The following is a 19,743-nucleotide window of genomic DNA, read 5'->3' as shown; positions in this document are numbered from 1 at the left end:
AACATTGACCTCACACGCCAGGAAGCTTGTTATGCGTCGCCTGTTGTTCGCTTGCCTACTCATGGGTTCTGCCCACGCCTTTGCCTTTGACCGTCTGCAAGTCGAGGGCTACACCTTGCCCAATGGCCTGCAATTGTTGCTCAAACCGGGCACCGAGCGCGGGCATGTGGCGATCCGCCTGGTGGTGGGCGTGGGCCTGGATGACTTCGGCTGCGAAGACAAGGAATTGCCACACCTGCTGGAACACTTGCTGTTCAGCGGCATCGACGGTGGCGGCGAAGGCGAGCTGGAAGACCGCATGCAGGCCCTGGGTGGCGAGTGGAACGCCTACACCAGCAACGCCGATACCACCTTCGTGATCGAGGCGCCCGCGCAGAACCAGCGCAAGGTGCTGGACCTGCTGCTGGCGATCATCACTCGCACCGAACTGACCGACGCCAATATCAACGCCGCCAAGCGCGTGGTCGAACGCGAAGACGGCGGCCACTATTCACACCTGCAACGCCTGCTGGACCGTCAGGACCTGGGCCACACGGCCAGCAACCAGCTGGCCGTTGAACTGGGGCTCAAGTGCGCCGAACGCGCCCAGGTCGACCAACTGACCCGCGACCAGTTGGAGAACCTGCGCAAACACTGGTACGCGCCCAACAACATGACCCTGATCATCGTCGGCGACCTCGACAAACTGCTGCCGGCCTATCTGGAACGCACCTACGGCCAACTCGAACCGGTCGAGCCCAGCGAACATTTGGCGCTGCCTGAGATCCAGCACGCCGCCGCCAGCCATCGTGAACTCATCCACGGCTGGGTCGGCGACGGTGCCAAGCTGCACTGGCTGTTCCCTGAACCTGTGCTGGACGACGGGCATGACGAAACCTACGACCTGCTCAAGGACTACCTCGACTGGGCGTTGTACCGCCAACTGCGCCTCAAGCATGGTTTGTCCTACGGTCCGTGGAGCGAGCGCGAAGTACTCGGCGGCGTTGGTTTCCTCAGCCTGAATGCCGACCTTGAGCGGGAAAATCTCCCCGAAGCCGAACAGGTACTCCAGGACCTCAAAGCACACCTGCTCAAGGACGGTCTCGACCCGGCGGTATTCGCCCGCCTGCAACAAGCCGCCATCGCCCGCCAGGCCTGGTCGGTGCAGGGCAACAGCGCGTTGGCCGATTACTACTGGAGCGCATCCGGCGATTACAACAACGGCCACTTCAGCGACCCGGTCAAACGCATCAAAGCCGTGAGCCTGGACCAGACCAACCAGGCCATGCGCGACGTGTTCAAGCAGCCGGGCTACTGGCGCATCGAAAAACCGTTGCTGAGCTACGATGCTCTGAGCTGGATCGGCGCCGGGCTGCTCGGCTTCATCGCTATTGTATTGATCGGGCTACGGAGTTATCGCAAACGGATCGCGTAATGAGGCACCGAACGCCAGGCTAAGACGCTATTCTGTCTGGGATTTTTTCCTACAAAGACTGCGAACTGTCGAATGCAAACCCTGACCCGCTTGATCACCCGCATCCTCGAACTGATGAAGCGTTACCCAGGGGTGATTGCACTCGGCGGCTTCATCTCGGGCGTGGGCAGCTTCATCCTGGTGGATCGCCAGCAGGGCATGGCCAGTTGGATCGCGGTGATCATGCTGGTGAGCTGGCTGTGGCTGATGTTGGAAAACAGCTTCACCCAGCTGTTCGCCCAGGTCTTCAAGCGCGAAATCCCCGAACCGCTACTGCGCTACGCGACCCAGATGATCCACCAGGAAAGTCTGTTTTTTGTGTTGCCGTTCTTTTTCATCACCACAGCGTGGAACAGCGGCCAATCGATTTTCACCGGCCTTCTCGGCGCGGCGGCGCTGGTGTCGATCGTCGACCCGCTGTACTACAAATGGCTGGCGCCCAAACGCTCACTGTTTCTCGCGCTGCACACCTTCACCCTGTTCGCCGCGCTGCTCACCGCGTTGCCGATCATTTTGCACCTGACCACTGCCGAGAGTTACAAACTCGCCTTGGGCGTGGCCATGGCATTGTCGATTCCAAGCCTGGCGGTGAGCTTGCCGCTGCGCAGTATCAAAGGCTGGGCGATGTTGCTCGGGGTCACGGCTGCGATTGGTTGCGCCGGGTGGTTCCTGCGCAGTTGGGTGCCACCGGCCACCTTGTGGATGACCGAAGTGGCCATCAGCACTGAGTTGCAAGACCGCACGCCAGGCGACGATCTCAAGGAAGTCACCGCCGGCCAACTGCGCAGCGGCGGGCTGTACGCCTATACCGCGATCAACGCGCCGCGCGGGTTGGACGAGCGGATCTATCACGTGTGGCAATTCAACGGTAAAGAGGTCGACCGTATCGCCCTGGATATTCACGGCGGGCGCAAAGAGGGATATCGCGCCTGGACCCACAAGCAGAACTTCCCCGGCGACGCCGTGGGCCGCTGGCAGGTACGGGTGCTGACCGAAGACGGGCAGGTGATCGGCGTGCTGCGCTTCAAAGTGACGGACTCAGCACAAACGGACAACCCAAAGTAGGCAGGTTCATGCTATTACGTAAGAATTGCGGATAGCCAAACAAGCTCGGAGCTTATGACCCCCCCTACGACGGCCGGTGCAGCCCACCTCGATACGTCCACCACCCCGCCACAGCTGAGGATTACGGGGGACTGGACGCTTGCCCACTATGCCAATCTGAAGAAGCTGTCAGACAAGCTCGACGGCCAATACGACGCTGGCGCGCGCATCGACCTTAACGGCCTCGGTGCCCTGGATACCGCCGGCGCCTCGCTGCTGGTGGAGTTGCTGGGGCCGACCCGCATCGAGCAATCTGCGGAGCAGACCGATTGCAGTTTGTCTGCCGCCGACCGCGCACTGCTCAAGACCGTCTACCGTTCCCTGAATGATTTTTGCGTGCCGGACAAGGCACCGGAAGAAGCTGCCGGCATTCAGGTGCTGGCCCGCATCGGTCGAGCCGTGGACACCGTCTGGCAGGACAGCAAGAAACTGCTGGGCTTTATCGGCCTGATTCTCGAAACCTTCGCCCGTGGCATTTTCCGACCCAAGCGCTGGCGCATCACGCCGATGGTCGCGCATATCGAACAGACCGGCCTCGATGCTGCGCCTATCGTGGCCTTGCTGACCTTTCTGGTGGGCGCGGTGGTGGCGTTCCTCGGGGCCACGGTGCTCAAGAGCTTCGGCGCGACGATTTTTACCGTGGACCTGGTGGCGTTCTCTTTTCTGCGCGAGTTTGGCGTACTGCTCACCGCGATCCTGATCGCCGGTCGTACGGCCAGTGCGTTTACCGCGCAGATCGGCTCGATGAAGGCCAACGAAGAAATCGACGCTATCCGCACGCTGGGCTTGGACCCAATGGAACTGTTGGTATTGCCGCGCGTGCTGGCGTTGCTGGTGTCCTTGCCGATGCTGACCTTCCTGGCAATGCTCTCAGGGATAGTCGGCGGTGGTGTGGTGTGCGCTGTAGCGCTGGATATTTCGCCAGCGATGTTTCTCTCGCTGCTGCAATCTGACATTGGTGTGCAGCATTTTCTGGTGGGCATGGTGAAAGCGCCGATCTTCGCTTTCCTGATCGCGGCCATCGGCTGCCTGGAAGGCTTCAAGGTCAGCGGCAGTGCTGAGTCCGTCGGCGCCCACACCACCTCCAGCGTGGTGCAATCGATCTTCGTGGTGATCGTGCTGGATGCGGTGGCCGCGCTGTTCTTCATGGAGATGGACTGGTGAGTCGCCTACACCGAGCGCCCGCCGAGGCGGTGATTGAAGTGCGCGGCCTGTGCAATCGCTTTGGCAGCCAGAGCGTGCACGAGAACCTCGACCTGGACTTGTACAAAGGCGAGATCCTCGCAGTGGTCGGCGGCTCCGGCAGCGGCAAGTCGGTGCTGCTGCGTAGCATCGTCGGCCTGCGTCGCCCCACTGAAGGTGAGGTGCGGGTGTTCGGCAAGAACCTGCCGAGCCTGCCGGAACATGAGCGCTCACTGGTGGAACGGCGCTTCGGCGTGTTGTTCCAGAAGGGCGCGCTGTTTTCCTCGCTGACTGTCACCGAGAACGTTGCACTGCCGTTAATCGAACACGCGGGCCTCAGCCGCCGTGACGCCGAGCATCTGGCCGCGGTGAAACTGGCCCTGGCCGGGCTGCCGCTGTCGGCAGCCGACAAGTACCCATCGTCGCTGTCCGGCGGCATGATCAAGCGCGCCGCCCTGGCCCGCGCGCTGGCGCTGGACCCGGATATCTTGTTTCTCGACGAACCCACCGCCGGCCTCGACCCGATTGGTGCGGCGCAATTCGACCAACTGATCCTGACCCTGCGCGATGCGTTGGGCTTGAGTGTGTTCCTGGTCACCCACGACCTGGACACGCTGTACACCATCACCGACCGCGTGGCGGTGCTGGCACAGAAGAAAGTGCTGGTGGCCGATGCCATCGATATCGTTTCGGAAACCGACGACGCGTGGATTCACGAATATTTCCACGGCCCCCGTGGCCGCGCGGCATTGGATGCCGCTCAATCGCTAGACGAGGTATGACATGGAAACCCGAGCCCATCATGTGATGATCGGTCTGTTCAGCGTGATCGTGGTGGTCGGCGCGATGCTGTTCGGCCTGTGGCTGGCCAAGTCCAGCGTCGACAGCGCCTTCCAGGACTACGAAGTGATCTTCAACGAGGCGGTCAGCGGCCTGTCCCAGGGCAGCGCGGTGCAGTACAGCGGGATCAAGGTGGGCGACGTCACCAGCCTGCGCCTGGACCCTAAAGACCCGCGCCGCGTTTTGGCACGCATCCGCCTAGCCGGACAGACACCGATCAAGGAAGACACCCAGGCCAAACTGGCGCTGACCGGCATCACCGGCACCTCGATCATCCAGCTCAGCGGCGGTACTCCGCAAAGTGCCGAGCTCAAGGGCAAGAACGGTGAGCTGCCGCAGATCATTGCGTCACCATCGCCCATCGCGCGCTTGCTGAACAACAGCAACGACCTGATGACCAGCATCAACCTGTTGCTGCACAACGCCAACCACATGTTCTCCCGCGAGAACGTCGAACGCCTGAGCAACACCCTGGACAATCTGCAGCAAACCACCGGTGCCATCGCCGACCAACGCGGCGATATCAAGGTGGTGATGCAACAACTGATGCAGGTGAGCAAACAAGCCAGCGCCGCCCTGGAACAGACCACCGTGCTGATGCGCAACGCCAACGGCTTGCTCAATGAACAAGGCAAGCAGGCCTTCGGCAGTGCCGAGCAGGCCATGAAATCCCTTGAACAAAGCACCGCGACCCTCAACACCTTGCTGACCAACAACAAGGACTCGGTGAACAGCGGCATGCAAGGCCTCAACGAACTGGCGCCGGCCGTGCGCGAACTGCGCGAAACCCTCGGTTCGCTGCGCGCCATCTCCCGCCGCCTGGAAGCCAACCCCAGCGGTTACCTGCTGGGCAGCGACAAGAACAAGGAGTTCACGCCATGAAGCGTGCTTACCAAATAATCGCCCCTGTAGCCTTGGCGCTGGTGAGCGCGTGCTCGATCCTGCCCAAGGCCGACCCTTCGGATGTGTATCGCCTGGCCACCGCGCAGACCACCAGCCAGGCCGCGCCGGTCAGTTGGTCACTGCGTGTGAACAAGCCGCAGACCAGCGAGTTTCTCGACAGCCCGCGCATTGCCGTGGTGCCCAATGGCGACCTGATCAGCAGTTATGCCAACTCGCGCTGGAGTGACCCGTCGCCGGTGTTGCTGCGCAACCGCTTTATGGATGGCTTCCAGCGCGATGGCCGGGTGACGCTGCTGAGCACCGACGATACCAATCTGCAGGCCGACTATGAGCTGGGCGGGCAATTGCAGGCGTTCCAGAGTGAGTACCACGGCAGTACGGTGGAGGTGGTGATTCGCCTGGATGCGAGGTTGGTGCGTGGGCGTGATCAGCGGATTATCGCCAGCCGACGCTTTGAGGTGAGGCAGCCGGTGAACGACACCCAGGTGCCGGCGGTGGTGGCCGGGTTTGGGTTGGCGGGGGATCAATTGAACAAGCAGGTGGTGGATTGGGTGGTTACGCAGGGCAATGCATCAGCGAAACACTGAGAGCCTCTTCGCGAGCAAGCCCGCTCCCACAATCGACCGCGTTTCGTCAGGATGAACACGGGCTAATGTGGGAGCGGGCTTGCTCGCGAAAGCGGTACAAGCCTCAGCCAAAGAACCAGTAGCACACCGCAATCGCCGCCACGACGCCGGCAAACTCTGCCAGCAACGCACATCCCACCGCATGCCTGGCCCGCTGAATCCCCACCGAACCAAAGTACACCGCCAACACATAAAAGGTGGTTTCCGTACTGCCCTGAATCGTCGCCGCCACCAGCGCCGGGAAGCTGTCCACGCCCTGGGTCTGCATGGTCTCGATCAGCATCGCCCGCGCGGCACTGCCGGAGAACGGCTTGACCATCGCAGTCGGCAAGGCATCGACAAAGCGCGTGTCCATGCCGGTCCAGGCGACCACATGGCGAATGCCTTCCAGGCCGAAATCCAGCGCGCCGGAAGCGCGCAACACACCGACGGCGCACAGCATCGCCACCAGGTACGGCAGCAGGTTCTTCGCAACGTCGAAGCCTTCTTTAGCCCCTTCGACGAAGGCCTCGTAGACCTTCACCTTGCGCAATGCGCCGATCACCAGGAACAGCATGATCAAACCGAACAGCGTGAGGTTGCCGAGGATCGACGACAAGCCCGCGAGCGCAGTCGCGGAAAGTGTCGCCAGCAACGCCATGAAGCCGCCCAAGACCAGTGCGCCCGGAATCAGATAGGCCAGCACCACCGGGTCCCATAGCCGCAGGCGCTGCATGATCGCCACCGAGAGCAGGCCGACGAGGGTTGAGGCGCTGGTCGCCAGCAGGATCGGCAGGAACACCAGCGTCGGATCCGCCGCGCCTTGCTGGGCGCGGTACATGAAGATGGTCACCGGCAACAGCGTCAGCGACGACGCGTTGAGCACCAGAAACAGGATCTGTGCGTTGCTCGCGGTGTTGGGGATTGGGTTGAGCTCCTGCAGCGCCTTCATCGCTTTCAAACCGATGGGCGTTGCCGCGTTATCCAGGCCCAGGCCGTTGGCGGCGAAGTTGAGGGTGATCAAGCCGATGGCGGGGTGGCCGGCTGGCACTTCCGGCATCAGGCGGCGGAACAGCGGGCCGAGGGCCTTGGCCAGCCAATCGACGATCCCGGCCTTCTCGGCGATGCGCAGGAAACCCAGCCACAAGGTCAGGGTGCCGAACAGCAGCACCATCACTTCCACGGACAGCTTGGCCATGGCGAAAATGCTTTCGACCATTGCCGCGAAAATCCCGGCGTTACCGCCGACCAGCCATTGCGCCAGTGCCGACACCATTGCCACGACAAAGAAGCCAAGCCACAGGCCATTGAGCATCAGTTGAATCCCCCGAAGAATGGAGCGAATGATAGCGGGGCTGGCAGAAACGACAAACCCCGGAATTGTCCGGGGTTTGTCTTAGCGCTGTCGGCCTATCAGCTGCGGGTTGCTTGAGCAACCGGCGCGGCGTCCTTGCTGCGCCAGTGCGGCAGCGAGTTCCAGTAGCGCTCGCCCTTGGCGTCGTCGTACATGCCTTCCCAACGGGAGATGACCAACACGGCCAGGGCGTTGCCGATCACGTTCAAGGCGGTACGCGCCATGTCCATGATGCGGTCGACACCGGCGATAAACGCCAGGCCTTCCAGCGGAATGCCCACGCTGCCCAGGGTGGCCAGCAGCACCACGAACGACACGCCCGGGACACCGGCGATACCTTTGGAAGTGACCATCAGGGTCAGAACCAGCATCAATTGCTGGCCGACCGACAGGTCGATGCCATACAACTGGGCAATGAAGATGGCCGCGATGCTCTGGTACAGGGTCGAACCGTCGAGGTTGAACGAGTAACCGGTCGGCACCACGAAGCTGCAAATGGCTTTCGGCGCGCCGTAGGCTTCCATCTTCTCAATTACGCGCGGCAGCACGGTTTCGGAGCTGGCGGTGGAGTAGGCCAGGACCAGTTCATCCTTGAAGATGCGCATCAGCTTGACCACCGAAAAGCCGAACAGGCGGGCAATCAGGCCGAGGATCACGAAGGCGAAGAACAGGATAGCGACGTAAACCAGGATCACCAGCTTGGCCAGCGGCAGCAAGGAGGCGAAGCCGAAGTTGGCGACGGTCACGGCGATCAGTGCGAATACGCCGATCGGGGCGTACTTCATGATCATGTGGGTGACTTTAAACATGCTCTCGGACACGCCCTGGAACATTGTCACCAGCGGCTCGCGCAGCTCAGGCTTGAGGCTCGACAAGCCGAGGCCGAACAGCACGGAGAAGAAGATGATCGGCAACATCTCGCCACGGGCAACAGCAGCGAAGATATTCGACGGGATCAGGTTGAGGATGGTCTCGATGAACGCATGCTCATGCTGCACTTCGGCGGCAGTGGCGGTGTACTTGGAGATGTCGACGGTACCCAGGGTACTCATGTCGATGCCTGCACCCGGGTGGAACAGGTTGGCCAGCAACAGTCCGACCACGATGGCGATGGTGGTGACGATTTCGAAGTAAAGGATGGTTTTGACACCGATACGCCCGAGCTTCTTCGCATCACCGACACCGGCAATGCCGACGATCAGCGAGGAAATCACAATCGGGATCACGATCATCTTGATCAGGCGGATAAAGATATCGCCCGCTGGCTGCAACACATTGCTGATCCACCAGGCCTTTTCAGCACTGAAATGGTTGAGCACTGCACCGATTGCGATCCCCAGCACCAAACCGATGAGGATCTGCCAGGCGAGGCTTAGCTTTGCCTTCTTCATGTCATTACCCTTACTTCAAGTGAACTTAAGGCAAATGCGCCAGCTGCAACGCTCGAGAGCGAAAAAGTGTGTGCATCTGCCTCCATGGAAGGTCACCGCAGCGTGGCCGAAATGGCTTACTGGCAGGCGAAAAAAGGCGCAACTATTCCCATGCAAGGGGGCGACGTCTAATGCCGTAAACGCCTACCCTATGCCGAATCGGCATGGCTTTTTTTAATAATAACTGTCCGAACGGTCAGTTCAAATGTGACATTTTGTCCAGCAAACATGCCGTGAACCTGCCAAACCCGGCTCGCGCAGAGAATCAGGACGTCTCTGGAGCGTTGGCAGAAATGCCTGGGATTACCGCTGCTTAGCGTCGGAAATGTCCGATGGGCCTGGCCAAATTTTATCGATAGATGGTCGACCCGACACACTAAGTAATGGTTGGGAAAGTGCAGAAAGGAATTTTGCGGCTATGAGGGACATAAGAAGCGGCAATGAGCCTGATAAGCCCGTCGCAGGTTCAGCAAGCCATGAGCTTGTGAACCTGCGCCGCAGCTTTTCGCCTGACCCGGCCCTTGCGCAGGCACTCCCTGTACCCGTAGGTCACGCCGATCGCAATTGATCAGAGCAACCCGGCCCCCTGGTCATGCACCCCCTCTTTTCAGGCGGTGCAGACAGAAAGAAGCGTGGGGCTTCTTTCTATGGACGCTGGCCCCGTAGACGACACTCGCGTCAGACGGAACCTAGTACCAATTAGGATCTTTCTTCAGCTGCTCCATGAGCAACTTCTGCATGCCTTCATCCGGCTTACCGATAAACCGGTAATCGGCATGCCGCGTCGGGGATTTATCCGCCGGCAGGCCGGCAGGGACTTCCACCAACATGGCGTAGGCATCTTCCTTGTCTAGGCTGAAGGCAACGATCAGGCGCTTGTTCAGGCAGGTGTCCGCGGTTTCGCAGAGCGGCCCGACCAAGTACTTGTCGCCGTCTTCTTCCACGGCATTCATCTGCTCGGCGGTGCCTGACAGGTTCATGACCCATTCCGGCAGACGCTCTTCTTTCTTCACCACGCCTTGCCAGGTCTCACGGTATTGCGGATCCGCGCTGAGCAATTCGTTGGCTCGGGACTGACCGTCGTTGGCGGCCATTGCCAAGCCGCTACCGCCCAGAAGCAGGGCGGCAGTAATGGCTTTGAAGGACAAAGTGGTCATTTTCAGCCTCGGCCGCGACGACCAAAGAAGAAGGAAGCGATGAACATCACCAGGAAGACCACAAACAGAATTTTTGCGATACCCGTGGCGGTGCCCGCGATACCACCGAAGCCCAGGACTGCAGCCACAATGGCGATGATCAGAAATGTGATTGCCCAACTCAACATGGTGATTCTCCTTATGCTTCTTTAAGAGGTAACAGCGGTAGTGCCGTGCGGCCACTCAACACGAGTGGCCATTTGGTGCCTAGAACACCCAACGGTCTTGGGATGGCAGCTCACTCAGGGAAGAGCCCTGGTCAACCATCCGCAATTGCGGGGCTGTTGCATCGGCAGCTACGCTGCCAACGGAACGGAAATGGGTCTGGGTCATGACTGGACGTTCAAACTGGGGAATCTGCTGCTGACTCTGCTGCCAATGTTGCAGCTGCTGGCCGCCAATCAACGTGACCATCAGGGCCAGGCTGGCAAACAGACCTTGCTGCAAGCGCAGTGGCGATACACGCAGTTGGTTGAGGCTTTGGCGAGTCATGCTGCTGTTCTCCCGCATTTGATTATTCGTTGGGAGAGCTATTGCAGAGCGCATGCCAGCTTTTTTACAAAATAAAACTCAATAAAATCAATAAGTTAAATATTCTCAATCCAACCACAGCACAGCATCCTGCACGATGCCCTCTCGGAGGCCGTGCGAAATGCACGATGTCCAGCGGTCGGATCGAGGGATAGAACCGGCAAAGCGAGTTGCCGAAGTAGCAAGACGGTATGAAACGCCATCAGGCGGGGCTTTGTAGGAAGGGATGCAGATATCTGCGCGACGCGGCCTTTTATCGATCAGAATAAACCATGCAACTTGCCCGATTATTACGGGACTAACCACCATCATTCATAGTTTAAGGAGCGCGGGACAGATGGAATCAGCCAAGGAACTTCAAGGCCGCATTCTTTTAGTGGATGACGAGTCCGCGATCCTCCGCACCTTCCGCTATTGCCTGGAAGATGAAGGCTACACCGTTGCCACTGCGAACAGCGCGGCCCAGGCCGATGCCCTGATGCAGCGCCAGGTCTTCGACCTTTGTTTCCTCGACCTGCGACTGGGCGAAGACAACGGCCTGGATGTGCTGGCGCAGATGCGAATCCAGGCGCCATGGATGCGCGTAGTGATTGTCACCGCCCATTCGGCAGTCGATACCGCCGTTGATGCCATCCAGGCCGGTGCTGCCGACTATCTGGTCAAGCCTTGCAGCCCCGATCAGTTGCGCCTGGCCACCGCCAAGCAGTTGGAAGTGCGTCAGCTCTCCGCGCGCCTCGAAGCCCTTGAGGGCGAAGTACGCCAGCCGAAAGACGGCCTCGACTCCCACAGCCCGTCGATGATGGTGGTGCTGGAAACCGCGCGCCAAGTGGCCGGCACAGATGCCAACATTCTGATCCTGGGCGAATCCGGCACCGGTAAAGGCGAGTTGGCCCGCGCTATTCACGGCTGGAGCAAGCGTTCGAAAAAATCCTGCGTCACCATCAACTGCCCGTCGCTGACGGCAGAGTTGATGGAAAGTGAATTGTTTGGTCATAGCCGCGGTGCATTTACCGGCGCGAGTGAAAGCACCTTGGGCCGCGTCAACCAGGCTGACGGCGGCACGCTGTTTCTCGACGAAATCGGCGACTTTCCCCTCACATTGCAACCCAAATTACTGCGATTTATTCAGGACAAGGAATACGAACGCGTCGGCGACCCGGTCACCCGCCGCGCCGATGTGCGCATCCTTGCAGCCACCAACCTGAACCTGGAAGACATGGTCCGCGACGGCCGCTTCCGTGAAGACTTGCTGTACCGCCTCAACGTGATCACCTTGCACCTGCCGCCGCTGCGCGAGCGCAGTGAAGACATCCTGACCCTGGCCGACCGCTTCCTGGCACGCTTCGTCAAGGAATACGCTCGCCCCGCGCGCGGTTTCAGTGATGAAGCGCGTGAAGCACTGCTCAACTACCGCTGGCCGGGCAATATCCGCGAGCTGCGTAACGTGGTGGAGCGCGCCAGCATCATTTGCCCGCAAGAGAAGGTGGAAATCACCCACCTGGGGATGGCCGAGCAACCGGGCAACAACGCCCCACGCATTGGCGCGGCGCTGAGCCTGGACCAGCTGGAAAAAGCCCATATCGGCGCCGTACTTGCCACCAGCGACACCCTGGACCAGGCCGCCCGCACCTTGGGCATCGACGCGTCGACCCTGTACCGCAAACGCAAACAGTACAACCTGTGAGCTGTACCTTATGAAGTTAGCGATGAAGCTGCGCACTCGGCTGTTCCTGAGTATCTCAGCGTTGATCACGGTCGCCCTGTTGGGTTTGATCCTGGGCCTGGTCAGCGTCATGCAAATGGCCAAGACCCAGGAATCCCTGATTCGCAGCAACTTCATTACGCTGGACCTGGGGCTGAAGCTGCGCCAGAGCCTGGGCGATCAATTGATCATGATGCTGGAGGACCGGCCCGACCCCGAGGCACTGAAAGCCTCCAAGCAACATTACTTCGACCTGCTGGACCAGGGCATTGCCCATGAACAGCGCGACAATCGTGGGAGTGGATTCAGCCTGGCCCGAAGCCAGTATCAGGACCTGTTGGATGCGTTTGACGAATCCCAGCAACCGACGCCCCCTCCAGGCGCCAAGGAAAAGCTCACTGAAACCTTCAATGCCTTGCGCAATGGCCTGATCAACGAGCACAAGCAGGCACTGGAAAACATCAGCAACAGCGAACACAAGTCGCGCGAGCGCGCTTTGCTGATCGCCGGTTTGCTGGGGTTGGTGGGGCTTGCGGTGTTAATCATTGGATTTGTCACAGCCCACGGTATTGCTCGGCGTTTCGGCGGCCCGATCGAAGCGTTGGCCAAAGCTGCCGACAAGATCGGCCAGGGCGATTTCGAAGTGACGCTGCCGATTTCGTCCGCAGCAGAAATGAACCAACTGACCCGCCGGTTCGGCATCATGGCCGAAGCGTTGCGCCAGCATCAGGCGACCAATGTCGATGAACTGCTGGCCGGCCAACAGCGCCTGCAAGCTGTACTCGACAGCATCGACGATGGCCTGCTGATGATCGACCGTCAGGGCCGTCTGGAACACCTCAACCCCGTAGCCCAGCGCCAATTGGGCTGGGATGAGGAACGCCTCGGTCAAGGCCTTGGCGAAGCACTGGTACGCCCCGAGTTGGATGAGCAGCTGCAACTGGTACTGCGTGGCGGCAGCCTGGAGCGAGCGCCGGAGGATTTGGAGGTGGAGGTCGAAGGTGAATTGCGCCTGCTGACCTACAGCCTGACCCCCGTCAGTCATACCCAGGGGCATATTCTCGGTGCGGTGATGGTGCTGCATGACGTCACCGAACAACGCGCCTTCGAACGGGTACGCAGCGAGTTTGTACTACGCGCTTCCCATGAGCTGCGTACGCCGGTGACCGGAATGCACATGGCCTTCGGGCTGTTCCGCGAGCGTGCGAAGTTTCCGGCGGAGTCCCGTGAAGCGGATTTGCTGGATACGGTCAATGAAGAAATGCAACGCCTGATGCAGTTGATCAATGACCTGCTCAACTTCTCGCGCTACCAGAACGGCCTGCAGAAACTCACCTTGGGGCCATGCGATGTGACTGACCTGCTGGAACACGCCCGTGCGCGCTTCGTCGAGCCGGCCAATGCGCAAAACATCGAACTGCTGGTAGAAGCCCAATCCGACCTGCCCCGCTTGTATGCGGACCAGGCACAACTGGAACGGGTACTCGACAACCTGCTGGGCAACGCCCTGCGCCACACGGCGGCCGGTGGGCAGATTCGCCTGCAGGCGCGCCGTCATGGCGAGCGAGTGATTGTCAGCGTCGAGGACAACGGCGAAGGCATCGCTTATGGGCAACAGGGACGAATCTTCGAGCCGTTCGTCCAGGTGGGCCGCAAGAAAGGTGGCGCCGGCCTGGGCCTGGCGCTGTGCAAGGAAATCGTGCAACTGCACGGCGGCCGCATGGGCGTGTATTCGCGGCCGGGGCAGGGCACTCAATTCTATATGGCGTTGCCGCTTTAATTTCGGTTCAACGCACGCAGGATTGCGGCGCTTTCCGCATCCGGTGTGCCGTCGAAGAGTGACGGCCGGAAACGCATCTGAAACGCCGCAATGACATGACGCGTGGCGACATCCAGTTCGCCGGTCTGGGGCGTCTGGTAGCCCAGGCGTGCCAATTCTTCCTGGAACCAGGTGATGCTCGGCAGCTCAGCGGCATATTGCACTTGGAACCGCGCAACAGCCTGGGCATTCGGCCACACCCCCAACCCTTCATCGGCCAGGCGCTTCCAGGGAAACAAAGGGCCCGGGTCCAGTTTGCGCAACGGTGCGATGTCACTGTGGCCAATGATGTTCTTGGGGTCGATGCCGTTGCGCTTGCTGATGTCCTTGAGCAGCACCACCAGGGATTTAACCTGCGCCTCCGAGTACGGGTACCACACGCGACCGGTCGGGGTGTCTTTGTAGCCAGGATTGACGATCTCGATGCCGATGGAGCTGGAGTTGAGCCAGGTGCGACCCATCCATTCGCTTTCGCCGGCATGCCAGGCGCGCTGACTCTCATCAACGAGCTTGTAGATGGTGCCGGAGGCGTCGTCGCCGATCAGGTAATGGCTGCTGACTTGGCCGTGGGTGAGCAATGCCAGGGAGCGTTCAAGGTTGGTGGAGGTGTAGTGGACAATCACGAACTGCACGCGATTGTCGTGATTCACCGAAGGATGGCTGGTGTCCATGCGCGGGCCGCTGGCACAACCTGCAAGCAGAAGAAACACAAAGGCGAAGTACAAGGATTTCATGGCGGAAGACAGTACACTGAAGACGATAATGCAACAGTGTAACGTACCCTTTGTGACCCGACCGTCAAATTACAAAATGGAACATCTTTTAGGCAGGCTGCACCCGGTTCCTTCCCGCCGCCTTGGCCCGATACAACGCCTCATCAGCACGTTTGAGCGCCAGGTCACTGCGCTCTCCCGGCTGGAACTGCGCCACACCCATTGAAACGGTGATCGTCACCGGCTCGCCCTTGAAGTGAAACGGGCACGCTTCAATCGCTGCGCGCAACACTTCGCCCGCCGCCAGCGCATCCGTCAGGGATGAGTCCGGCATCAGTAATACAAACTCCTCCCCACCAAAGCGCGCGATAAAGTCGGTCGAACGCAGACGCTTGCGCAGTACGTTGGCGATGATTTTCAGCACTTTGTCACCCGCCAAGTGACCATAGCCATCGTTGATGCGCTTGAAGTGATCCAGGTCCAGCATCGCCAGCGAGAGGCTGTTGCCACGCTGGTGCCAAGTGTTGACCTCCTGATCGAGGCGCTCGCTCCAGGCTGCGCGGTTGGGCAGCCCAGTGAGCGGATCGATCAAGGCTTTCTGGCGTTGGACCTCCAGATGCTCGCGATAGCCCTGAGCCTCCTGCTCCATATTGGCAACGCGCTCGGCCAAGCCTTTCAAACGCGCTGCCGTTTCCTGCTCGCGCTGGTCACGCTGCTGTTGGTGCTCGTCCATGGTGCCGAGCAGGCCTTCGAGATGGCTCTCCAGTACGTGCTTGAGGCTGTCCAGGTCGGCCGCGCCCTGCACGCTGCTTTGCAGGCCATCGACCTGTTCGCGGATCTGCGTGTCCAGCTCGCGGGCCGCGGAGCGACTATCGGCGTGGCCATCGCTGGCAACCTGCAGGTGCCCCTGGAATGCTTCTAGGCGCTCGTTAAGCTGCTTGAGGTAAGCCTCGAACTCATGCTGGCCGCTGTCGGTGATCGCCAGCATCAACACCGCCAAGTCATCAAGGATAGGCAGCAGCTCGTACCAGTTCAGGCCATGGGCCAGGCGTTCGCGCATCGCTTCGGCCTGCGGCCGGTGGCGTTCGGGCAGCGAGAGCTCTTCCAGCAGGCCGAGCAGGGTGTCCTCGATGTGTTTGGCCACGGAGCTGTAGGACGGCTCCGGCGAGTCGGGCAAGGCATAGGTGCCGTCCGCTTGCAGCTCGTCGGGATCAGGCTCCTCGACCTCCAGCACCGGAGGGAGCGACAGACTGCCAATGGCAGTCTCATCCGGGGTTTCGACCTGAATTTCAGGTGTTTCGATGAAGGCGGCGAGGGCGCTTTCCGTTGCAGGCGCTTCGACTTGAGGCTCGGGCTCGGGCTCGACACGCGCTACGGGTGTTTCAATGGGTGCGGAGCGAGGCGGGGCTTCGTAGACGAACGTTTCGCTGGAGTCTTCAGCCACCTTGATGGGCGCAACGTACTCAGTGACAGGGGCGACCGTTTCTTGAGGCTGCGGCGTAAAAGCGCGCAACGCTTGCTTCAGTTCCTCGGATTGCTCGGGCGGCTGTGCCTCGGCAGCGGCTGGTTTGGTCGGCGCAGGCTGCGGGGCCGGGCGAGGTGTCGGTTCGTTTGCCACCACCTCATTCGCGACGTCCTTGGAACCAAACAGGCGCTGTAAAAGCCCCGGCCCCGAACGCGCGGTATCGCCATCCGGCTCCAGGTTGTTGAGCGCCTGGCCTTGCAGGCCGCTCAACTCGCTGAGCAGCAAAGGGATCTCACGTGCCTGGCTGACCCGACCGTCCAACTGCTTGGCGAACGTTTTCAGTGGCCGGGCCACTTCACGCGGTAATGGCAGTTTTTGCAGCTGGGTGACCAAGGCCGTCAGCGCGGTACTGATCTGGTCGACTCGGGTTTCGCGGCGCTGCTCTGAATCCAGCACCGCCTTTTCCAGGCGCGGCAGCAAGGCGGCGAGGGCGGCGTCCATATCATCAGTGCGGACAACGTCACGCATTTCCTTCATGCATTGGTCAACCGCGCGGTCGGTGCCTTCAGCGGCCAGGGTGCTGCGCACCAGCCCACGGCGCAGCAGGTCGAGGCGGGCGGCCCAACGGCGTTCGAGCTTTTCTTGTTGCTCGATGCTTTTAAGGTATTTTTCTTTCCAGCGCTGGGCGTCGTCGCTCATGCAAGGGGTCCGCGAGGGCCGGGGCTCAACGCGGGCAATGCATCAGCCGTGAGCGAACCCGGCAGACGAATCTCTACCGCGACCGGCAGGTGATCGGAGATGGGCTGCGCCAGCACCTGCACACTCTCAAGTGTGAGGGTAGGACTGAGCAGGATATGATCAAGACAGCGTTGCGGACGCCAGCTGGGGAACGTGGCTTCGGCTTGCGGCGCCAGCAGCCCGAGGTCGCGCAACGGAGAATTCTGCAGCAGGTCGCTGGCGTGGGTGTTCATGTCCCCCATCAGCACCTGGTGTTTGTAATTGCCAATCAGCTCTCGGATGTAGGCCAGTTGCATGGTGCGGGTGCGAGCCCCCAGCGCCAGATGCATCATCACCACCACCAAGGCTTCCGGGCCTTCGCCAAACCGTACGAGGATCGCACCCCGGCCCTTGGGGCCTGGCAGCGGGTGATCTTCGATAGCCGAGGGCTTCAAGCGACTCAGCACGCCATTGCTGTGCTGCGCCAGACGCCCGAGGTTGCGATTGAGTTGCTGGTACCAGTAAGGGAAGGCACCGAGCTGGGCCAAGTGCTCCACCTGGTTGATGTAACCGGAGCGCATGCTGCCGCCGTCGGCTTCCTGCAAGGCAACCAGGTCAAAATCGTTCAACAGCTTGCCGATCTTTTGCAGGTTGCCGGCACGCCCGTTGTGGGGCAGCAGGTGCTGCCAGCCACGGGTGAGGTAATGCCGGTACTTTTCGGTACTGATGCCTACCTGGATATTGAAGCTCAGCAGGCGCAGGCGGCTGTCTGCCGGCAGGCCCGTGGATTCCAGGTGATGTTCGTTGACCTGCGGATCATGCAGGCCAACCACACGTTCGGTACCCCAGCGGCGCATGACGGGCCCCTTACTTGGCTGCGCGCTCTTTGGCGATCAGTTGGTCGGCAACATTGAGGGTCTGCTCAGGGCCACCCGAGGTGCCCAGGTCAAACCGGTATTTGCCATTGACGATCATGGTCGGTACGCCCTGCACGCCGTACTTCTGCGCCAGCTCTTTAGCCTGTTTGATCTGGCCCTGGATGGCGAAGGAGTTGAAGGTGGCCAGGAACTTGTCCTTGTCTACACCTTGGGTGGCGACAAAGTCAGCCATTTCGTCCGGCTTGGTCAGGCGCTTGCCCTGCTTCTGGATCGCATCGAATACCGCGTTGTGGACCTTGTGTTCCACACCCATGGCTTCCAGGGTCAGGAACAACTGGCCGTGGGCATCCCATGGGCCGCCAAACATAGCCGGGATACGCCGGAAGTTCACGTCCTTGGGCAGTTTCTCAACCCATGGGTTGATGGTCGGCTCAAAGGCGTAGCAATGCGGGCAGCCGTACCAGAACAGCTCCACCACTTCGATCTTGCCGGGTTCCGAAACCGGAACCGGGTTAGCCAATTCAACATAGGTTTTACCGGCTTCAAGCGGCACGTCGGCAGCTTGTGCGGTCATGCCGAAGAGGCTGGCAGTGACGAGAGCGGCGCTGAGGATCAGATTACGCATGCTTTACTCCTGGACAAATAAAGTCGCCTCACGCGACCTTTGTTGTGACAGGTCTACGCGGGCATGAGTTCGTTAGTGTAACGGCACCGGCCACAAAAAAGGGCGGCCTGGGCCACCCTTTTTATGCTTGCATCGCGGGATTAATCGAGTGTTAACGTTACATGCACCTTAGTGCAGGCCCTGGATGTAGCTGGAGACCGCCGCAATGTCTTCATCACTCAGTTTGCGAGCGATGGTGCGCATGATTGCCGTGTCGCCATCATTGGCTCGCCCTGCCTCTTCCTTGCGGAAATCGGTCAGCTGCTTGGCGATGTAGGTAGCGTGCTGGCCGCTCAGGTGCGGGAAGCCGGCGGCCGCTATGCCCGCGCCATTGGGCGAGTGGCAACCGGTGCAGGCAGGCAGGCCTTTCTCCAGGTCACCGCCGCGGAACAGTTTCTCACCACGGGCCACCAGTTTCGGATCAGCAGCTCCCACACTGCCTTTATGGCTGGCAAAATAAGCCGCGAGGTCTGCCAGGTCCTGATCGCTGAGGTTGGTCAGCAAGCCGGTCATTTCCAGGACCGTACGCTTGCCATCCTTGATGTCGTGCAGTTGCTTGGTCAGGTAACGCTCACCCTGGCCGGCCAGTTTGGGGAAGTTCGGCGCCGGGCTGTTACCATCCGGTCCATGGCAAGCACCACATACGGCGGCTTTCGCTTGACCGGCAGTGGCATCACCTTTGAGGGGGCCCTCTGCAGCGACGGCAGCGCCTGTGATGCCCAAGGTCAACAGCAGACTCACGATCAGTTTGTTCATCAGCTAATCCAACTACGGCTAAGGGGTTTAAGAGTTATCTACCGGGTTTACTCACCATCAATTCAATGATGGCCTGGTAATCCTCAGTACTGCAGTCCATGCACAAACCACGCGGCGGCATTGCCTTGAAACCCTGGGTCACGTGTTGCACCAGCGTGTCCATGCCCTGCGCCAGTCTTGGCGCCCAGGCTGCCTGGTCACCCCGTCTGGGGGCGCTGGGCAACTGGCCGGCATGGCAAGCCACGCAAACTCGGTTGTACACCGCTTCCGGATCCTGTGTAGCCTGAGCGCTGTAAAGCGGGACCAGGACACCGATAGCGAGCAACCACTTGGTCATACGTCGACCATTTCAGGGTTTGAGAGCGTTTTGCGTTCTAATGCGCAATAAAGGTCTATCGCTCCCGTGAACTTCATCCTTCGCTGGGACAAAG

At 60.4% G+C, this 19,743-nt stretch carries 19 protein-coding genes; 8 read left to right on the top strand and 11 right to left on the bottom strand.

Going from position 1 to position 19,743, the window contains the following annotated elements; translation table 11 throughout:
* Positions 1-31: 31 nt before the first annotated feature.
* From PF1751_RS00505 to PF1751_RS00480, 6 genes are all read left to right on the top strand, one after another.
* Positions 32-1,414: a M16 family metallopeptidase gene (locus PF1751_RS00505; protein ID WP_044286417.1), complete on the top strand. Its 1,383-nt coding sequence runs from the start codon at positions 32-34 to the stop codon at positions 1,412-1,414.
* Positions 1,415-1,486: 72 nt separating this feature from the next.
* A complete protein-coding gene (locus PF1751_RS00500) occupies positions 1,487-2,518 on the top strand; it encodes a DUF5924 family protein (protein ID WP_044286415.1) in 1,032 nt (343 codons plus the stop codon).
* Positions 2,519-2,572: 54 nt separating this feature from the next.
* On the top strand, positions 2,573-3,721 hold the full coding sequence (locus PF1751_RS00495; protein WP_042571124.1) for an ABC transporter permease: 1,149 nt from the start codon (positions 2,573-2,575) through the stop codon (positions 3,719-3,721).
* Positions 3,718-4,521 (top strand): ABC transporter ATP-binding protein, encoded by an 804-nt coding sequence (locus tag PF1751_RS00490; RefSeq protein WP_044286413.1) that lies wholly within the window; start codon positions 3,718-3,720, stop codon positions 4,519-4,521. The genes PF1751_RS00495 and PF1751_RS00490 overlap by 4 nt, the downstream gene beginning before the upstream one ends.
* Position 4,522: 1 nt before the next feature.
* Entirely contained in the window at positions 4,523-5,461 is a 939-nt protein-coding gene (locus PF1751_RS00485; protein ID WP_010207852.1) for an MlaD family protein, read from the top strand.
* Positions 5,458-6,069, top strand: coding sequence for an ABC-type transport auxiliary lipoprotein family protein (locus PF1751_RS00480; RefSeq protein WP_044286411.1), 612 nt, complete (start codon positions 5,458-5,460; stop codon positions 6,067-6,069). Before PF1751_RS00485 ends, PF1751_RS00480 begins: the two co-directional genes overlap by 4 nt.
* A gap of 103 nt (positions 6,070-6,172) precedes the next feature.
* Here PF1751_RS00480 and PF1751_RS00475 read toward each other — a convergent pair whose 3' ends face one another.
* The 5 genes from PF1751_RS00475 to PF1751_RS00455 form a co-directional block, all read right to left on the bottom strand.
* Complete coding sequence (locus tag PF1751_RS00475; protein ID WP_010207849.1) at positions 6,173-7,402, bottom strand: nucleoside recognition domain-containing protein; 1,230 nt, start codon at positions 7,400-7,402, stop codon at positions 6,173-6,175.
* A 98-nt stretch (positions 7,403-7,500) separates the two neighbouring features.
* Complete coding sequence (gene gltP / locus PF1751_RS00470) at positions 7,501-8,832, bottom strand: glutamate/aspartate:proton symporter GltP (protein ID WP_010207848.1); 1,332 nt, start codon at positions 8,830-8,832, stop codon at positions 7,501-7,503.
* 728 nt (positions 8,833-9,560) lie between these two features.
* A complete protein-coding gene (locus PF1751_RS00465) occupies positions 9,561-10,028 on the bottom strand; it encodes an inhibitor of vertebrate lysozyme family protein (protein WP_010207846.1) in 468 nt (155 codons plus the stop codon).
* 2 nt (positions 10,029-10,030) lie between these two features.
* Entirely contained in the window at positions 10,031-10,195 is a 165-nt protein-coding gene (locus PF1751_RS28090; protein ID WP_003170804.1) for a DUF1328 domain-containing protein, read from the bottom strand.
* Positions 10,196-10,274: 79 nt separating this feature from the next.
* Positions 10,275-10,559, bottom strand: coding sequence for a hypothetical protein (locus PF1751_RS00455; protein WP_029529043.1), 285 nt, complete (start codon positions 10,557-10,559; stop codon positions 10,275-10,277).
* Between the two features lie 376 nt (positions 10,560-10,935).
* Here PF1751_RS00455 and algB point away from each other — a divergent pair, with 376 nt between their 5' ends.
* Both algB and PF1751_RS00445 read left to right on the top strand, forming a co-directional pair.
* A complete protein-coding gene (algB, locus tag PF1751_RS00450; protein WP_010207843.1) occupies positions 10,936-12,282 on the top strand; it encodes a sigma-54-dependent response regulator transcription factor AlgB in 1,347 nt (448 codons plus the stop codon).
* Positions 12,283-12,292: 10 nt separating this feature from the next.
* Positions 12,293-14,080: an ATP-binding protein gene (locus tag PF1751_RS00445; RefSeq protein WP_010207841.1), complete on the top strand. Its 1,788-nt coding sequence runs from the start codon at positions 12,293-12,295 to the stop codon at positions 14,078-14,080.
* On the opposite strand, the gene PF1751_RS00440 is transcribed toward PF1751_RS00445, so the two are convergent.
* The 6 genes from PF1751_RS00440 to PF1751_RS00415 form a co-directional block, all read right to left on the bottom strand.
* Positions 14,077-14,853 carry an N-acetylmuramoyl-L-alanine amidase gene (locus PF1751_RS00440; RefSeq protein WP_010207840.1) on the bottom strand — a complete coding sequence of 259 codons (777 nt, stop codon included), beginning with the start codon at positions 14,851-14,853 and terminating at the stop codon, positions 14,077-14,079. The two genes, PF1751_RS00445 and PF1751_RS00440, sit on opposite strands and share 4 nt — an antisense overlap.
* Before the next feature lie 88 nt (positions 14,854-14,941).
* Positions 14,942-16,996: a GGDEF domain-containing protein gene (locus tag PF1751_RS00435; RefSeq protein ID WP_021491397.1), complete on the bottom strand. Its 2,055-nt coding sequence runs from the start codon at positions 16,994-16,996 to the stop codon at positions 14,942-14,944.
* Positions 16,993-17,871: an endonuclease/exonuclease/phosphatase family protein gene (locus tag PF1751_RS00430; protein ID WP_010207836.1), complete on the bottom strand. Its 879-nt coding sequence runs from the start codon at positions 17,869-17,871 to the stop codon at positions 16,993-16,995. Before PF1751_RS00430 ends, PF1751_RS00435 begins: the two co-directional genes overlap by 4 nt.
* Positions 17,872-17,881: 10 nt before the next feature.
* On the bottom strand, positions 17,882-18,517 hold the full coding sequence (gene dsbA / locus PF1751_RS00425) for a thiol:disulfide interchange protein DsbA (RefSeq protein WP_010207835.1): 636 nt from the start codon (positions 18,515-18,517) through the stop codon (positions 17,882-17,884).
* A 168-nt stretch (positions 18,518-18,685) separates the two neighbouring features.
* Positions 18,686-19,312, bottom strand: a complete 627-nt coding sequence (locus PF1751_RS00420) for a c-type cytochrome (RefSeq protein ID WP_044286408.1) — start codon at positions 19,310-19,312, stop codon at positions 18,686-18,688.
* A 34-nt stretch (positions 19,313-19,346) separates the two neighbouring features.
* Positions 19,347-19,649, bottom strand: a complete 303-nt coding sequence (locus tag PF1751_RS00415; protein ID WP_021491398.1) for a c-type cytochrome — start codon at positions 19,647-19,649, stop codon at positions 19,347-19,349.
* Between the last annotated feature and the right edge of the window lie 94 nt (positions 19,650-19,743).

This window comes from Pseudomonas simiae (genome assembly GCF_000934565.1).
GTDB classification, from domain to species: domain Bacteria; phylum Pseudomonadota; class Gammaproteobacteria; order Pseudomonadales; family Pseudomonadaceae; genus Aquipseudomonas; species Aquipseudomonas simiae.
The sequence above is the reverse complement of the archived record's forward strand: the minus strand, read 5'-3'. Positions and strand labels throughout refer to the sequence as shown.

Bases quoted from the DNA above. Each gene is read 5' to 3' on its own strand.
- PF1751_RS00505 (WP_044286417.1), top strand. From the start codon at position 32: ATGCGTCGCCTGTTGTTCGCTTGCCTACTCATGGGTTCTGCCCACGCC.
- PF1751_RS00500 (WP_044286415.1), top strand. From the start codon at position 1,487: ATGCAAACCCTGACCCGCTTGATCACCCGCATCCTCGAACTGATGAAG.
- PF1751_RS00495 (WP_042571124.1), top strand. From the start codon at position 2,573: ATGACCCCCCCTACGACGGCCGGTGCAGCCCACCTCGATACGTCCACC.
- PF1751_RS00485 (WP_010207852.1), top strand. From the start codon at position 4,523: ATGGAAACCCGAGCCCATCATGTGATGATCGGTCTGTTCAGCGTGATC.
- PF1751_RS00480 (WP_044286411.1), top strand. From the start codon at position 5,458: ATGAAGCGTGCTTACCAAATAATCGCCCCTGTAGCCTTGGCGCTGGTG.
- PF1751_RS00475 (WP_010207849.1), bottom strand. From the start codon at position 7,402: ATGCTCAATGGCCTGTGGCTTGGCTTCTTTGTCGTGGCAATGGTGTCG.
- gltP (WP_010207848.1), bottom strand. From the start codon at position 8,832: ATGAAGAAGGCAAAGCTAAGCCTCGCCTGGCAGATCCTCATCGGTTTG.
- PF1751_RS00465 (WP_010207846.1), bottom strand. From the start codon at position 10,028: ATGACCACTTTGTCCTTCAAAGCCATTACTGCCGCCCTGCTTCTGGGC.
- PF1751_RS28090 (WP_003170804.1), bottom strand. From the start codon at position 10,195: ATGTTGAGTTGGGCAATCACATTTCTGATCATCGCCATTGTGGCTGCA.
- PF1751_RS00455 (WP_029529043.1), bottom strand. From the start codon at position 10,559: ATGACTCGCCAAAGCCTCAACCAACTGCGTGTATCGCCACTGCGCTTG.
- algB (WP_010207843.1), top strand. From the start codon at position 10,936: ATGGAATCAGCCAAGGAACTTCAAGGCCGCATTCTTTTAGTGGATGAC.
- PF1751_RS00445 (WP_010207841.1), top strand. From the start codon at position 12,293: ATGAAGTTAGCGATGAAGCTGCGCACTCGGCTGTTCCTGAGTATCTCA.
- PF1751_RS00440 (WP_010207840.1), bottom strand. From the start codon at position 14,853: ATGAAATCCTTGTACTTCGCCTTTGTGTTTCTTCTGCTTGCAGGTTGT.
- PF1751_RS00435 (WP_021491397.1), bottom strand. From the start codon at position 16,996: ATGAGCGACGACGCCCAGCGCTGGAAAGAAAAATACCTTAAAAGCATC.
- PF1751_RS00430 (WP_010207836.1), bottom strand. From the start codon at position 17,871: ATGCGCCGCTGGGGTACCGAACGTGTGGTTGGCCTGCATGATCCGCAG.
- dsbA (WP_010207835.1), bottom strand. From the start codon at position 18,517: ATGCGTAATCTGATCCTCAGCGCCGCTCTCGTCACTGCCAGCCTCTTC.
- PF1751_RS00420 (WP_044286408.1), bottom strand. From the start codon at position 19,312: ATGAACAAACTGATCGTGAGTCTGCTGTTGACCTTGGGCATCACAGGC.
- PF1751_RS00415 (WP_021491398.1), bottom strand. From the start codon at position 19,649: ATGACCAAGTGGTTGCTCGCTATCGGTGTCCTGGTCCCGCTTTACAGC.